Origin of the sequence: Amycolatopsis sp. NPDC052450 (assembly GCF_044547565.1) — a bacterium.
Taxonomy (GTDB): Bacteria; Actinomycetota; Actinomycetes; order Mycobacteriales; family Pseudonocardiaceae; genus Amycolatopsis.
The window spans coordinates 13,554-28,509 of record NZ_JBIUAQ010000017.1 but is presented as its reverse complement, the minus strand read 5'-3'; the positions used below and the strand labels follow the sequence as shown (position 1 = coordinate 28,509).

The following is a 14,956-nucleotide window of genomic DNA, read 5'->3' as shown; positions in this document are numbered from 1 at the left end:
TGTCCACAGATGTGTCCCGCCCCCACCCAGCGGCCCCATTCCCGCCGCAGGGTGGGGGCATGACCACAGCCACTCCGACCGGCAGGACCACGGTCGATCTGACGGATCCGGCGGACCTGCTCGCCGCGATCCCGTACCTCCTCGGCTTCCACCCCGAGGACTCCATCGTCGTCTTCGGCCTGCGCGGCCCGGGACGCAAGCAACAGGGCCTCGTCATGCGCGTGGACCTGCCACCGCCGGGCCTGGAACACGACCAGGTGCGTGACCTGGCGATCAGGCTCGCCGTGACCCGCCACACCGGCGCCACCGTGGCGGTGGTCGGCGGTGGCACCGTGAACAAGGCGGGGCGGCCACCGCGACGCCGGTTCATCCGGCGCCTGGAAGCCTCGCTGGCCGAGTACGACATCTCGCTGAAGCATTCGGTGTGGGCGCCGCGTATCGCCGCCGACGTGCGCTGGGGCTGCTACCGCGACAGAACCTGTGGCGGTCGCCTGCCGGATCCGCGCGACTCGGTGGCCGCCGCGGTCGTCACCGGTGCCGGGCAGATCACGCACGCGAGCCGGGAAGAAGTCGAGCGGCTCTTCGACCCCGTCGCGCCGGAGACACTCGCCAGACGAGCCGATCTCCTCACGAGAATGGCCGATCCGCCATGGCGAGGCGCAGATCTCGTCGGGGCGGGAGTCGACGAGGTGAACGCCGCGCTCGCCCGCGCCGACGACGGCGACCTGACCGTCACCGACGACCAGGCCGTCCGGCTGGCCTGGGCACTCTCCCTGGTCGAGGTCCGGGGCGCCTGCATGCTCACCGCCGCCCCCGCGGAGTCACCCCTCGCCCGCACGGCGGAGGAACTCTGGCTCACGCTGGCCCGGGAACTCCCGGCGCCGGAGGCCGCCGAGGCGCTGGCGCTGAAAGCACACGCCGCCTATGTCCGCGGCGACCTGGCGACCGCCGGGATCGCCCTGGTCAGGGCCGCCGAGACCGACCCTGAACACGGGCTGACGAAGTTGCTGACCAGGGCTCTGCACGCGATGGTGCAGCCGTCCGAAGTGGCCAGGGTGGTCCTGCGGCAGCGGGACGAAGGAACTCCCGAGATCAGCCTCAGGCGGTCTGGCGGGACCGGGTGAACGCCCACGCGTCGGCCACGATGCCGTCGAGGTCGGTGCGCTCGGGCTTCCAGCCGAGTTCGTCGTTCGCCCGCTCGCTGGAGGCCACCAGCACCGACGGGTCGCCCGCCCGGCGCGGCGCGACCGCGGCGGGGATCTCGTGACCGGTGGTGCGGCGGCACGCCTCGATCACCTCGAGTACGGAGAAACCGGTGCCGCTGCCGAGGTTGTAGACGCGGTGCTCGCCGTCGGCCGCGTGGCGCAGGGCCAGCAGATGCGCGTCGGCGAGGTCGACCACGTGGATGTAGTCGCGGATGGCGGTGCCGTCGGCGGTCGGGTAGTCGTCACCGAAGATCTGGATCCGCTCGCGGTCCCCGGTGGCGACCTGGAGCACGAGGGGGATCAGATGGGTTTCGGTGGCGTGCCGCTCGCCGAAGGAGCCGTAGGCCCCGGCGACGTTGAAGTAGCGCAGGCTGACGGCGGCGATGCCATGGGCGCGCGAGAACGACGTGATCGCGTGGTCGATGGCCAGCTTCGTCGCGCCGTAGGTGTTGGTCGGCCGCGTCGGCGCCGTCTCCGGGATGGGGGAGGACTCCGGTTCGCCGTAGGTGGCCGCGGTGGAGGAGAACACCAGCCGCTTCGTGCCGTGGTCGCGCATCGCTTCCAGCAGGCGAAGCGAGGTCAGGACGTTGCCTTCCCAGTACTTCGCCGGATCCGTCATCGACTCGCCGACCAGCGACTTGGCGGCGAAGTGGAGGACACCGTCGAAGCCGTCGCCGAGAAGGCGCTGAGCGACCTCGGCGGCGTCACCCTCGACGAAGGTGGCTTCCGGGTGCACCGCGTCGGCGTGCCCGGTGGAGAGGTCGTCGACCACGGTGACGTCGTGCCCGGCCTCGATGAGGCGGGCCGCGCAGACACTGCCCACATAACCGGCTCCGCCCGTCACCATCAGCTTCAGGGTCTTGGTCGGTTCGTCGGTCACGTTCGCGCCTTTCTGCTGCGGATGCGGTCGCGGCCCAGTGTCCTCGCCCCCGGGCACAAGGCTCGCCCGGGGGTACGGGTGTGCGCTACGAAATCCGGCCGAAGTGGCCTTCGCGGGGCCGGCCCCGCGCTAGAGCTCGTCGCGGCCGGCGCCGCGCGACGGCACCGCGGTGAACAGCCTGGGGCGGCGCAGATCCGCCGCTTCGTACGCGGCCTTCACCGCCCGGCCCACCGAGTCCACATCGGACTCACGGACCAGCGCGATCGCCGAGCCGCCGAAGCCGCCGCCGGTCATCCGCGCGCCGAGCGCCCCGGCTTCACGCGCGGAATCGACGGCGAGGTCGAGTTCCCGGGTGGAGATCCGGTAGTCGTCGCGCATGCTGACGTGCGAGGCGTCCAGCTGAGGGCCGATCTCGGTGATCCGGCCCGCGCGCAGAAGCTCCACGGTGTCGAGGACACGCTGGTTCTCCGTCACCACGTGGCGCACCAGCGGCACGAGTTCGGACGGCAGCTTGTCGAGGGCGACGTCCAGCCCGGCCACGTCGATGTCCCTGAGCGCCTTCACCTCGAGCAGTTCCGCGGCGCGCTCACAGCCCCGACGACGTTCGCCGTAGCCGCCCTCGGCGTGCGAGTGCTTCGTGCGGGTGTCCATGATCAAGATCCGGACGCCGGATTCCTCCAGCGGGAACGGCACCTGCTCCAGCTCACCGGAGCGGACGTCGAGGAACAGCACGTTCGATTCCGTGCAGCACAGGGAAGCGGTCTGGTCGAGCAGACCGGTCGGCGCACCGACGAAGTCGTTCTCCGAACGCTGCACCCAGCGGGCCACTTCGTGCAGGCTCGGCGAACCCGCGCCTGCCCCGGGAGTGCTGCCCGCCAGCCCCAGGAGGGCGAGCGCGACCGCGCATTCGAGCGCGTGGGAGGAGGACAGGCCCGCCCCCGAGGGCACGTCCCCCGCGATCGCCACGTCCGCGCCGCCGCCGAGGCCCTGATCACGCAGCACCCACGCGACCCCCGCCGGGTACGCGGCCCACCCCTCGACCGAGCCGGGCCGCAGATCGGCGATGGTGAGCGGGCCGGATTCCTGAACCCTGCCGTCCGAGCCGAGGGTGGCCACGGTCAGCACACCGTCCTCGCGCGGGGCCGCCGCGGCGGCGAGCCGGTGCGGGAGGGCGAAGGGCAGCACGAAACCGTCGTTGTAGTCGGTGTGCTCACCGATCAGGTTCACCCGGCCGGGTGCGGACCAGACGCCCGCAGGAGCCCGGTCGTGGAGGGCCTGGAAGGTCTCCGCGGCGTCGGACGCGGCGCTCACCTGGCCTGCGCCAGCACGGCGTGCAGCGCCGACACGGGAACCTGTGCGGTGTTGTCCCCGCCGGTGACCTCTATGGTCCCGCCGGGGGCCGCCTTGCCGACCTTGACCCGGCTGCCGGGCACGATGCCGACGGATTTGAGCTCCGTCATCAGCGTCTCGTCCAGCTGCACGTGCTCGGCGATACGGCGGATCTCGACCTCGCCGCCACCCATGCGGGCGAACTCGTCGAGCCGCACCAGGTCGGCCTCGGCGGGCGGGGCGGGTTCACCGTCGCCGAGCTTGTCCAGCCCCGGGATCGGGTTGCCGTAGGGCGACGTCGTGGGGTGGTCGAGCAGCTTGACCAGCTTGCGCTCGACGGCCTCGCTCATCACGTGTTCCCAGCGGCAGGCCTCGTTGTGGACGTGCTCCCACTCCAGGCCGATGACATCGACCAGGAGGCGCTCGGCCAGGCGGTGCTTGCGCATGACCGCGATGGCGAGCTCGCGACCGTGTTCGGTCAGCTGCAGGTGCCTGTCGTCCGCGACCACGACCAGTCCGTCGCGCTCCATCCTGGCGACGGTCTGGCTCACGGTCGGGCCGCTCTGCTGCAGCCGCTCCGCGATCCGGGCCCGCAGCGGGACGACACCTTCTTCTTCGAGCTCGTAGATCGTACGCAAGTACATCTCTGTGGTGTCGATGAGATCGTTCACGCTGTCCCCTTCGTCCGCGTTGCTCATCGTAGTCGCTGGCACCGACAGCGACGCAGGCGTGGGGAGAACAAGTGCCGAGGCGGGAAAAGTCCCCCAAGCTGGGCGTGGAGCCGTGAGGCACGGAAAGATGGCGGTATGCGCCCCATGATCACCACCGGCGAACTCGCCGAGCAGCTCTCCGGGCCGGAACCGGCACGCTCCGTGATCCTCGACGTCCGCTGGCGGCTCGCCGGCCCGCCCGGTGCCGATTCCTACCGTGAGGCGCATCTCCCGGGCGCGGTGTACGTCGACCTCGACACGGCGCTCGCCGGGGAGCCGGGTGACGGCGGCCGCCATCCGCTGCCGGACCCGGCGACGCTGCAACGGCACCTGCGGGCGGCCGGGGTCCGCGCCGGGCACCCGGTCGTGGTCTACGACGACTCCGACGGATCGGTCGCGGCCAGGGCGTGGTGGCTGCTGCGCTGGGCCGGGCACACCGAGGTCGCCGTGCTCGATGGCGGGTTCGCCGCCTGGGCCGAGGAAGAGCGCCCGCTCACCGGCGAGGTCCCCTCGCCCGCGGAAGGCGACATCGTCGTGAAGCCCGGCGGCATGCCGGTGCTCGACGCGGACGAGGCCGCCGCCCTCGCCAGGGACGGGCTGCTCTTCGACGCGCGGGCGAGGCCGAGGTACGCGGGGGAGACCGAGCCGATCGACCCGCGCGCCGGGCACATCCCCGGCGCGGTCAACGCGCCCTTCTCCGGGCATCTCGCGGAGGACGGCCGCTGGCGTGACGCCTCGGAACTGGCCGAGCGGTTCGAAGGTCTCGGCGTGGTCCCGGAGACCCCGGTCGGTGTCTACTGTGGATCGGGGGTCACCGCCTCGTCCGTCGTGCTCGCGCTCGAAGTCGCCGGTCACCCGGAGCCCGCGGCGCTGTACGCGGGTTCGTGGTCGCACTGGTCCCGCGATCCGGAGCGTCCGGTGGCCACCGGCGATCTGCCCGGCTGACCCGCGGGCGTCCGGAACGACGCACGAGCCGCGTCCGGGCACTAGAGTTCGGACCCATGCGAGCACCGGCCGTCGTATGGGACTCCTCGCTGCTGGGTTACGACCTCGGCGGCGAGCATCCGTTCAACCCGGTCCGGCTCGAACTGACCATCCGGCTCGCCACCGAACTCGGCGTGCTCGACGGGGTCGAGCTGCTCGTCCCCGGCCCGGCGGGCGAAGACGAGCTGCGCCGGGTGCACCTCGGCGAGTACATCGAGGCCGTCCGGCAGGCGCCGATGACCGGAGCCGATTTCGCGCACGGGCTCGGCACCGAGGACAACCCGGTGTTCACCGGTATGCACGAGGCTTCCGCGCTCGTCGTCGGCTCGACGCTGCTGGCGGCGCGCAAGATCGCCGAGGGCGAGGCCACCAGGGCGGTGAACATCGCCGGCGGGCTGCATCACGCGATGCCGGGCAAGGCGTCGGGGTTCTGCGTCTACAACGACTGTTCGGTGGCGATCTCGTGGCTGCTGGATCACGGCTTCGACCGCATCGCCTACGTCGACACCGACGTCCACCACGGTGACGGTGTGCAGGAGGCGTTCTACGACGACCCCCGGGTGCTGACCGTTTCCCTGCACCAGCATCCGTTCACGTTGTGGCCGGGCACGGGCTACTCGGCGGAGATCGGCAAGGGCGGGGCCGAGGGCACCGCGGTCAACCTGCCGCTGCCGCCGGGCACCCGCGACGGCGGCTGGCTGCGGGCGTTCGAGGCGGTGGTGCCGTCGCTGCTGGAACAGTTCCGGCCGCAGCTCCTCGTCACCCAATGCGGCGTCGACTCCCACGAGGAAGACCCGCTGGCGGACCTCTCGCTCTCAGTGGACGGCCATCGCGCCATCTACCGGCGGCTGCGTGAACTGTCCGAAGCGCACGCGGGCGGGCGCTGGCTCGCCGTGGGCGGCGGTGGCTACCAGCTGATCCGGGTGGTGCCGCGGTCCTGGACCCATCTGCTCGCCACCGTGCTCGACCGCGACGTCGATCCGGCGACGGCCCTGCCGCCGAACTGGGTCGCGTCGATCTCCAGGGCGGCGCCGAAAGCCGAGATCCCGCCCGGCATGTCCGACGACCGCGACACCGCGTACGTCCAGTGGGGGGACGGGGCGGACGAGCCGGTCGACATCGCCATCCGCGACACCCGCCGGGCGATCTTCCCGCTGCACGGCCTCGATCCGGACGATCCGAGGGACTGACATGGCCAGTGAGGACACCAAACGCGACCCCTACGACTTCCCGCGGGAGTGGGAGGCCGACGTCCTGCTCTCCGACGGCGGCACGGTGCACCTGCGCCCGGTGATCCCGAGTGATGCCGACGGGCTCGTCGCCTTCCACGGGCGGTTGTCCGAACGCACCCGGTACTTCCGGTACTTCGGCGCCTATCCGCGGATCCCGCAGCGGGACCTCGAACGGTTTTCCGTCGTCGACCACCACGACAGGGTCGCCTTCGTCGCGCTGCTGGGCGACGACATCGTCGCGGTCGGCCGGTACGAACGGCTCGAACACGGACCGTCGGCCGAGGTCGCGTTCGTCGTCGACGACGCCCATCAGGGCCGGGGGCTCGGGTCGATCCTGCTGGAGCATCTGGCCGCCGCCGCCTCGGAATGCGGGCTTCGCCGCTTCGTCGCCGAAGTGCTCGCCGAGAACGCGGCGATGGTCCGCGTGTTCCGCGACGCGGGCTACCAGGTCAGCCGCGAGATCGAAGAAGGCGTGCTGCACCTGGAGTTCGACATCGACCCGACCGAGGAGTCGCTCGCGGTCGCCCGCTCCCGTGAGCAGGCCGCCGAGGCGCGCAGCGTGCACAACCTGCTGCATCCGAGGTCGGTCGCGGTGATCGGCGCGTCCACCGATCCGACGAAGATCGGCTACGTCGCCCTCACGAACCTGCTCAGCGCCGACTTCGCCGGCACGGTCTACCCGGTCAACCCGGAGCACAAGTCCGTCCGCGGCGTGCGTGCCTATCCGTCCGTCGTGGACATTCCCGAGGACGTCGACCTCGCGCTGGTCGCCGTGCCCGCCGAGGCCGTCGAGTCCGTTTTGGACGGTGCGCTGGCCAAGGGGGTCAAGACCCTCCTGATCGTCTCGGGCGGGTTCGCCGAGGCCGGTCCGCACGGGCTGCACGCCGAGCTGAGGCTGGTCGGGGAGGCCAGGGCGCACGGTATGCGGGTCGTGGGCCCGAACGCGCTGGGCGTGCTCAACACCGACTCCTCGGTCCGGCTCAACGCCACGCTCGCGCCCCGGCTGCCCGGGCGCGGCCGCACCGGGTTCTTCTGCCAGTCCGGCGCGCTGGGCACCGCGATCCTCGCCGACGCCGAAGCGCGCGGTCTCGGGCTTTCGACGTTCGTCTCGGCGGGAAACCGGGCCGACGTCTCCGGCAACGACCTGCTCCAGTACTGGGAAACCGATCCGGCGACCGACCTCGTCCTGCTGTACCTGGAATCGTTCGGCAACCCGCGCAAGTTCGCCCGCCTCGCGCGGCGGCTGGCGCGGACGAAGCCGGTGGTGGCGGTGAAATCCGGCAGGCACGCCGTCCGCCCGCAACTCGCCGCGACTTCGGCGGAGGTCGACGAGTCCAGCGTCCAGGCCCTGTTCGAGCAGGCGGGCGTCGTCCGCGTCGACACGCTCGCGCAACTCTTCGACACCGCGCTGGTCTTCGCGCATCAGCCGTTGCCCGCCGGGCCGAGGGTCGCCATCGTGGGCAACTCCAGCGCCATCGGGCTGCTCGCCGCGGACACCGCGCGGGCACACGGCCTCCGGCTGACCGCCGACCCGGTCGACGTCGGGCCGCAGGCAAGCCCGGAGGAATTCGCCGCCGCCGTGCGCGAGGCACTCAACTCCCCGGAGGTCGACGCGCTCGTCGTGGTCTTCGTGCCGCCGCTCGCGATCCCGGGCACGGCCTACGCCCGCGCGCTGCGGGAGGCCGTCGTCGAGATGGACAAGAACAAGCCGATCGTGTCGACCTTCCTCGCCGTCGAGGGGGTGCCGGACGAGCTTGCCGTGTTGTCCGAGGACGGCGTGCCGACGCGGGGTTCGGTCCCGTCGTACCCGAGTCCCGAACGGGCGGTGAACGCGCTCGCGCGGGTCGTGCGCTATGCCGCCTGGCGGCAGCGGCCGCAGGGCAACCTGGTGCGCCCCGCGGGCCTGCACGCCGAGCAGGCGCAGGTGATCGTCTCCGAACTGCTGGCGGGCGAGGAAGGCAAGACGACGCTGCTGTCCGACGACGACGTGGTCCGGTTCCTGGGCTGCTACGGCATCGACGTCGTCCCGTTCCGGGTCGCCTCGTCCGCGGACGAAGCGGTGAAGGCGGCTGAGGAGCTGGGCTTCCCGGTCACCCTCAAGGCCGTCGACGAACGGCTGCGCGGCAGGCCGGACCTCGCCGGCGTGCGGCTCGATCTGTCCTCTGTGGACGGAGTGCGCCGGGCGTACGCCGATCTGCGCGAGATCTCCCATGACGACGAGGTGTACGTCCAGCGGATGGCGCCCAAGGGGATTTCGTGTGTGGTCGGGCTGCAGGACGATCCGTCGTTCGGCACGCTCGTGTCGTTCGGTCTCTCCGGGCTGGTGAGCACACTGCTGGGGGACAGGGCCTACCGCGCGGTCCCGCTCACCGACGTCGACGCCGCCACGTTGCTGCGCGAGCCGCGGACGTCACCGCTGCTCACCGGATACCGTGGCGACGAACCGGCGGATCTGGCCGCACTCCAGGACATCGTGCTGCGTGTCGCGGCGCTAGCGGAGGACAATCCTGAGGTCCGCTCGATGACGCTCGACCCGATCCTGGCCTCGCCCGATGGCGCTTTCGTCGCCAACGCCCGCATCGTGCTGGGCCCGCCGCCTTCCCGTCCCGACACCGGGCCGCGACGGCTGCGGCCGATCAACGCCCCTACTTGAGCCCCGGGAGCACCACGGCGAGCACGCTCACCGCGAGTGGCGCGAGGATCCCGAACGCCGCCGTGACGGTTTTGCCCACCGTGGTGTCGGTGCCGAGAAGCTGCGTCAGCCGGGCGCGTCCGGCGAGCCAGTCCTCGCCGGGCCGCGCGTCGGACGGCAGCGGGTAGATCTCGTCGACCAGCCGCAGGCACCGGGTCTTCCACGCGAGGAACACCGGGACGTAGAGCAGCAGTGAGATCGCGGTGAACAGAGCGCCATAGAGCAGCACGCTTTCCGGGGGGAAGGCCTCTTTCGGGGTGCCTGTCGCGAGGAACGCCCGGCGCTGGGCCCCGGCGTCGATGACCGCCGTGGACACGATGAGCGCCAGCACCGCGAGACAGGCACCGTTGGCGCGCTTGCATTCGAGGAGTTCGCCGAGCACGTCGGAAGCCTGCGCCCGGGTCTCGCCGTCGAACACCCGCGAGATCCGGCGGAGGCGCGTGTGGTTGAGCCACAGGCCCAGCACCGCGGGCGCCGCCGCGATCAGGCCGAGGGCGAGCAGGGTCCGCGACACCCCGATCGCCGTCGTGGGTTTGAGTTCGCCGATCGGCGAACCGGCCTTCCACTGGAAAGCGAAGAGGATCGCCGCGAAGATCCCGTACGCCAGCGCCGGTTTCCAGACCGCGACCCCGGCAAGACGGCGCCAGGCCGTGAGATGGACCGAATGCGCGAACAGGAAGGCGAACAGCACCACCGACGCCCCGATGAGCATCGACCACACGCCGAAGCCGCCGGTGTCCGCCAGCGCCCGGTTTCCTCGCGAGCCGAGCACCGCCCGGGTCAGCAGGCCGAGGCCGGCGAAGGCGCCGAGCGCGAGCACGCTGATCACGAGCGGCCAGAGCCAATGCTTCCTCAGGCGCGTCACGCCGTCAGTCTGCCGGGAACGGCGCCGGTCGGGAATCCCACTCTTGGGGCGAGCGGGCGCCGAGGTCCGCGTCGTGACCGGTGAACGCCGCGATGTCTCCCCGGATGGTGTTGTGGAACGCGACTATCCGCCCGTCGTGGACGAGTTTCGTCTGCACCGCCCGCGCTTCCCCGGCCAGCGGACCGGCGGGGATGGTGAGCGTGGTCGCGGTGTGCACGAGATCGAACCCGCCGCCGAGCGGACGGCTCGACACCTGGCGGATCCGCAGTGTGCTGCCCCGGTAGATGGTGTCGAAGATGTTCTGGCTCTCGCGCGCGATCGTCGCGCGGCCGCGCTGGATCCGGCCGACGACGTCGACGAAGTCCGCGTCCTCGGCGAAGTTCGCGGCCCACGCCTCGCCGTCGCCCGCGTTCCAGGCGCGTTCCAGCGCGGTGATGATCTCCTCGGTGGTCACCGCTATCCTCTCTTGTAACAGCGATCCATAAGTTAGAACAACGTTCCAACTTTCGAGGAGCATACATGCCCGCGGACCTTCCCGGCATCGTCCGGTTGCGCGACCGTCGTGAGGCGCTGACGCTGCGCACGATCCTGACGGCGGCCCGCGGGCTGTTCGCCGAACGCGGGTACGCGCGGACACCGATCCGCCTCATCGCGCAGGAAGCCGGGGTGTCCCCGCAGACCATCTACGCGCACTTCGGCTCGAAAGCCGGCGTTCTCGGCGGCCTCGTCGACCTTCTCGACGACGAGGCCGGGATCCCCGACCTCGTCGCCGAGGCGCAACGGACCGACGACCCGGAGGCGTTGCTCGGCCTGCTGGCCACCGTCGCCCGCCAGGTTCGGGAGCGCTGTGGCGACATCGTCACGATGCTGAGCTCCGGTGCCGCCGTCGACCCGGACATCGCCGCGACACAGGCGGAAGGCGCCCGGCGCAATCGGCTCGGCGTCGAGATGGTCATCGGCCGTGTCCGTGAGAGCGGGCGCGCCGTGGTGCCCAGGGCCGCGGACATCGCTGTGGCCTTGATGAGCGCCGACGTCCACACCAGCCTCGTCGCCGAGGCCGGGTGGAGTCACGACGACTACGAAGCCTGGCTCAAGGACACCTTGGTCACGTCGCTGCTTCGGTGACGCAGGGTCTTGCCGAAGAACGCCGAGAGCTGAGCCCGCTGCGTGGCGACGCTCCGCGCCGGGTCGATGGTGCCGACGAACGCGGCCGGGGCGTTGCCCAATTGCGGCAACAGCGTCTGGTAATCGGTGAAGCTGAAGTGTTCACCCTCCGGCAGCCGCGTCTCGCGGGTCCAGCCACGCTGGTTGCGGAGGAACTCCTGCCAGGACGCGTCCGACGCGGCGCTGTGATCACCAGCGCTCATCAGCAGGAACGGCCGGTCCAGTCCCTCGTCGGCGACGCGGCCGAAGATCCGCTGCGATTGCGAATGGGCCATGCTGCCGTCCAGGTTCGCCCCGGCGACGACGCGCCGATCGGTCACCATCGTCTCGCCCGCGGTGAACCCGCCGGCGGAGTGGCCGAACATGCCGGCCTGGGTCAGGCCGAGCGAGTCGAGGACGAACCGGGTGTCCCGCACGCGGGTCTCGATCACGCGCTTCGACACCTCGATGCTCGACGGCGGCAGGGCTTTCTTCGCGACGCGCCCATCGGGGAACTCGACCGCTTCGGCTTCGTGGGTGTGGTCGATGGCCACGACGACGTAGCCCTCGCTCGCGAGTTGTTCCAGCTGCGTGGTGCCGTGCGAACGCGACAGGGTGCCGCCGGGCGAATACAGCACGACAGGCCGCTTGCCGCCGATCGCGGGCGCGCCGATCCGGGAGTGGGTGGGGAAGCGGTAGTCGAGCTGATCCGCCGTCATGCCCAGCTTGACGGCGTCGCCCTCGGCCACCACCTTCGCGACACCTGGCGCCATGTACGGCGCTTTCGGCTTTCCGCTCGGCAAAGCCGGGTATCGCACGGTGACCATCAATTCCCTTGTCACGCCGGGAATCCAGGGGTCCTGGCGGGAGTGGTCGATCAGGTGGAGGTCGGTGCTGCCGACGGCGTAAGGACCTGTCGGCGCGGGAAGGCTCAACCGGACGGGCGCCGCCGACGCCGTCGGGGTGATCAGTGCGGCGGGGAGGGCGAGCGCGGTGGCGAGTACGCCGATCCGGCGCGTTGTTCGTTTCATGGCAACGAACGTAGGCAGCGGGCCGGGGCCGGGACATCGGGAAGATCACCGGTCCCGACCCTGGGATCACCCTGCGGGTCACGCCCCGCCCACCCCGCAATCAGTCACCTACTTGCGGTAGTTCGCGTTGCCGGCTGCCGCAAGTAGGTGACTAATTGCGGGAGGTCGGGCGGGGGTAGCGGAGCTTCTGGGCGTCGCGTGTGCCCTCGGCGGCCAGATCTCGTTTGAGCACCTTGTGCGTCGCCGTCCGCGGGAGTTCGGCGAGCGTCCGCACGAACCGGGGCCACTGCTTCGGCCCGAGATCGCTTTGCGCGGCGACAAAGGCGGCGAACTCACTCGCGTCGATCGGCGTCCGGCAGACCAGCGCGGCCATCACCTGGTCGCCCACCCGCGGATCCGGCACCCCGTACACGGCGGCTTCACTGACGGCGGGATGGCGGAGGAGCGCGCGCTCGATCGGGGCGGTGCCGAGGTTTTCGCCGTCGACGCGGAGCCAGTCGCCGAGCCGTCCCGCGAAGTAGCAGTAGCCGTCCGCGTCGAGGTACGCCAGGTCGCCGGTGTGATACATCCCGTCTCGCATCCGCTCGGCCTCGGCGACCGGATCGCCGTAGTAGCCGGCGAAGAAGCCAGGGCCACCGGTGTTGACCAGTTCGCCGACCGCTTCGGCGGCGTTGAGCAGTTTCCCGCCCGCGTCGAATTCCGCCGGGGGACAGGGTTTCCCGGTCTCCGGATCGAGGACGGCGACGCCGTCGAGCAAGCGGCCGAGTGAGCCGGCCGGGGTGGTGGCGTCCCTTCCGAAGTTCACACCGCCCTCAGTCGAACCGAAGGCGTCGACCACGTGGCAGCCGAAGCGCTTGCCGAAAGCGGCAAGGTCGGCTTCCGCGCCTTCGTTGCCGTAGACCAGTTTCAGCGGGTTTTCGGCGTCGTCGTCCCGTTCAGGAGTGGTGAGCACATAGGACAGCGGCTTGCCGACGTAGTTGGCGTATGTCGCACCGAACTTCCGCACGTCCGGCAGAAAGCCCGAGGCGGAGAACCGCCGCCGCAGCGCGATCCCCGCGCCCGCGGCGAGCCCGGCCGACCAGCCGGCCATGATGGCGTTGGAGTGGAACATCGGCATCGACACGTAAACGGTGTCCTGTGTGGACAGACCGAACCGGGTCGCCAGCATCTCGCCGGGGTAGGCGATCTTCCCGTGCGTGCACCGGACGGCCTTCGGGTCGCCGCTGGTGCCGGAGGTGAAGATCAGCATGAGCAGGTCTTCGGGCTTCGCGGCCACGGGGACGACGGCCTCCCGCGCCGGTTCGAGCTCGCTCAGCGGCAGCACCGGGACGCCGGCCTCGGACAGGAGCGGAAGGTACTTTTCTTCGGCGAACACCAGCTCGCAGTCGGCCAGCGCGACGTCGCGGGCCAGCGCCGCGCCCCGGCGCGTCGGGTTCAGGCCGACCAGCACATGCCCCGAAAGCGCCGCGCCGCCGAGCAGGAACGAGAACTCGGGGACGTTGTCCGCCAGCAGCCCGAAATGCCCGCCGGGCCGCAGGAGCCCGGCGAGCGCGGCCGCGTGTCCGGCGCAGGCCCGGACGTGCTCGGCCCAGGTCCAGCGCCGGTCTTCGGACAGCAGGCCGGTCGAGTGGTCCTCCGCCCGCGCGAGCAGGAGTTCCGTGACCGTGCGGGTCATGCCGGGTCCGCGGCCAGCAGGTCGCCGAGCCCGCGCAGTTGCGCGGTCGCGCCGCCCAGCGTGAATTCGAGCCGCTTCGCCGCGACGAAGTAGCGATGCAGGGTGTGGTCGACGTCGATGCCGACCCCGCCGTGGATGTGCACGGCCGTGTGCGCGACCCGATGCCCGGCTTCGGCCGCCCAGAACTTCGCCGTCGCGACCTCTTCGGCCGCCGGAAGGCCTTCGCTCAGCCGCCAGGCGGCCTGCCACAACGTCAGCCGGACGGCTTCGACGTCGACGTAGGCGTCGGCGAGCCGCTGCCGCACCGCCTGGAAACTTCCGATGAGATGGCCGAACTGCTTGCGCTCCCGCGCGTACGCCGCGGTCAGTTCCAGCGCCCGTTCGACGACGCCGAGCTGCTGGGCGCAGACGCCGATCGTGGCCCGCAGCCGCAGCCACTCGCCGATGTCGCCCAGTGAGGTCGCGGCTTTCGCGCCGGACAGTTCGACGAGTGCCGCGTCGGCGTGGTCGACGGTCCGCTGCGGGGAGACGGTCACCGCGTCCCGGTCGAGGAGGAACACCTGCCGCCCGCCGTCGATGGCGGCTTCGACGAGGAACCCGTGCGCGAAGGCACCCGAAGGCACCGCGGTCTGGGCACCGGTCAGCCGCCAGCCGTCGCCGTCGGTCTCGGCGGTGAAACCGCAAGGCACACCGTAATCCGGCAGGGCCACCGCGAGGACGTGATCGCCGCGCAGGACCGGGACGATCCAGCGCTCCACGAGCCGCCCGTCTCCGAATTCGGCCACCGCCGCCGCGCCCAGGACGACCGACGTCAGATACGGCACGGGCGCGACCGCGCGGCCGATCTCGGCCAGTACGGAACACTGCTCCAGCAGCCCGAACCCGCCACCGCCGACCGACTGCGGCAGGGCGGCGTCGAGCACCCCCGCCTGGGCCAGTGAAGTCCACAGTGGAGCGTCGAAGCCGCCGGAACCGTGCGGTCCCAGCACGTCGGGGGTGACCTTGTCCGTCAGGATCCGGTTCGTGAGCGACGCGAGATCCTTCTGCGCCTCGGTGAGCGTGAAGTCCATCGATATCTCCTAGTGGTCACGATCGAAAGGTGGCAGAGGGTCTCGACGGCCCAGATTTCCGCTGGACGCACGGCCGGAAGACACGAGTACGACACCGGTACGCGCGTCTACCGGCCGCGCGCCCAGCGGAAATCCGGATC

At 71.1% G+C, this 14,956-nt stretch carries 13 protein-coding genes; 5 read left to right on the top strand and 8 right to left on the bottom strand.

What is annotated here, in order from left to right; genetic code table 11:
* The first annotated feature begins 59 nt into the window (after positions 1-59).
* Positions 60-1,124 (top strand): DUF4192 domain-containing protein, encoded by a 1,065-nt coding sequence (locus ACIHAO_RS25835; protein WP_396561921.1) that lies wholly within the window; start codon positions 60-62, stop codon positions 1,122-1,124.
* On the opposite strand, the gene galE is transcribed toward ACIHAO_RS25835, so the two are convergent.
* The 3 genes from galE to ACIHAO_RS25820 form a co-directional block, all read right to left on the bottom strand.
* Positions 1,099-2,052: a UDP-glucose 4-epimerase GalE gene (gene galE, locus ACIHAO_RS25830; RefSeq protein ID WP_396562130.1), complete on the bottom strand. Its 954-nt coding sequence runs from the start codon at positions 2,050-2,052 to the stop codon at positions 1,099-1,101. The genes ACIHAO_RS25835 and galE overlap by 26 nt on opposite strands.
* Positions 2,053-2,214: 162 nt before the next feature.
* Complete coding sequence (gene galK, locus ACIHAO_RS25825) at positions 2,215-3,396, bottom strand: galactokinase (RefSeq protein WP_396561919.1); 1,182 nt, start codon at positions 3,394-3,396, stop codon at positions 2,215-2,217.
* A complete protein-coding gene (locus ACIHAO_RS25820) occupies positions 3,393-4,112 on the bottom strand; it encodes a metal-dependent transcriptional regulator (RefSeq protein ID WP_396561917.1) in 720 nt (239 codons plus the stop codon). Before ACIHAO_RS25820 ends, galK begins: the two co-directional genes overlap by 4 nt.
* 108 nt (positions 4,113-4,220) lie before the next feature.
* Between ACIHAO_RS25820 and ACIHAO_RS25815 the strand changes: the two genes are divergently transcribed.
* The 3 genes from ACIHAO_RS25815 to ACIHAO_RS25805 are packed head-to-tail and all read left to right on the top strand — an operon-like array spanning position 4,221 to position 8,993.
* Positions 4,221-5,069 (top strand): sulfurtransferase, encoded by an 849-nt coding sequence (locus ACIHAO_RS25815; protein WP_396561915.1) that lies wholly within the window; start codon positions 4,221-4,223, stop codon positions 5,067-5,069.
* A gap of 56 nt (positions 5,070-5,125) precedes the next feature.
* The gene (locus tag ACIHAO_RS25810) at positions 5,126-6,298 is read left to right on the top strand and encodes an acetoin utilization protein AcuC (RefSeq protein ID WP_396561913.1); all 1,173 of its coding nucleotides are present in this window, start codon (positions 5,126-5,128) and stop codon (positions 6,296-6,298) included.
* Position 6,299: 1 nt separating this feature from the next.
* Positions 6,300-8,993, top strand: coding sequence for a GNAT family N-acetyltransferase (locus tag ACIHAO_RS25805; RefSeq protein WP_396561911.1), 2,694 nt, complete (start codon positions 6,300-6,302; stop codon positions 8,991-8,993).
* Here the strand turns inward: ACIHAO_RS25805 and ACIHAO_RS25800 are convergent.
* Positions 8,986-9,897, bottom strand: coding sequence for a hypothetical protein (locus tag ACIHAO_RS25800; RefSeq protein ID WP_396561909.1), 912 nt, complete (start codon positions 9,895-9,897; stop codon positions 8,986-8,988). The two genes, ACIHAO_RS25805 and ACIHAO_RS25800, sit on opposite strands and share 8 nt — an antisense overlap.
* Positions 9,898-9,901: 4 nt before the next feature.
* Positions 9,902-10,351, bottom strand: coding sequence for an SgcJ/EcaC family oxidoreductase (locus ACIHAO_RS25795; RefSeq protein WP_396561907.1), 450 nt, complete (start codon positions 10,349-10,351; stop codon positions 9,902-9,904).
* 65 nt (positions 10,352-10,416) lie between these two features.
* Here ACIHAO_RS25795 and ACIHAO_RS25790 point away from each other — a divergent pair, with 65 nt between their 5' ends.
* A complete protein-coding gene (locus tag ACIHAO_RS25790) occupies positions 10,417-11,022 on the top strand; it encodes a TetR/AcrR family transcriptional regulator (protein WP_396561905.1) in 606 nt (201 codons plus the stop codon).
* Here ACIHAO_RS25790 and ACIHAO_RS25785 read toward each other — a convergent pair.
* The 3 genes from ACIHAO_RS25785 to ACIHAO_RS25775 form a co-directional block, all read right to left on the bottom strand.
* On the bottom strand, positions 10,974-12,071 hold the full coding sequence (locus ACIHAO_RS25785) for an alpha/beta hydrolase family protein (RefSeq protein ID WP_396561903.1): 1,098 nt from the start codon (positions 12,069-12,071) through the stop codon (positions 10,974-10,976). The two genes, ACIHAO_RS25790 and ACIHAO_RS25785, sit on opposite strands and share 49 nt — an antisense overlap.
* Before the next feature lie 151 nt (positions 12,072-12,222).
* Entirely contained in the window at positions 12,223-13,746 is a 1,524-nt protein-coding gene (locus tag ACIHAO_RS25780; protein ID WP_396561901.1) for a long-chain-fatty-acid--CoA ligase, read from the bottom strand.
* Positions 13,743-14,816, bottom strand: coding sequence for an acyl-CoA dehydrogenase family protein (locus ACIHAO_RS25775; RefSeq protein ID WP_396561899.1), 1,074 nt, complete (start codon positions 14,814-14,816; stop codon positions 13,743-13,745). Before ACIHAO_RS25775 ends, ACIHAO_RS25780 begins: the two co-directional genes overlap by 4 nt.
* Positions 14,817-14,956: the final 140 nt, after the last annotated feature.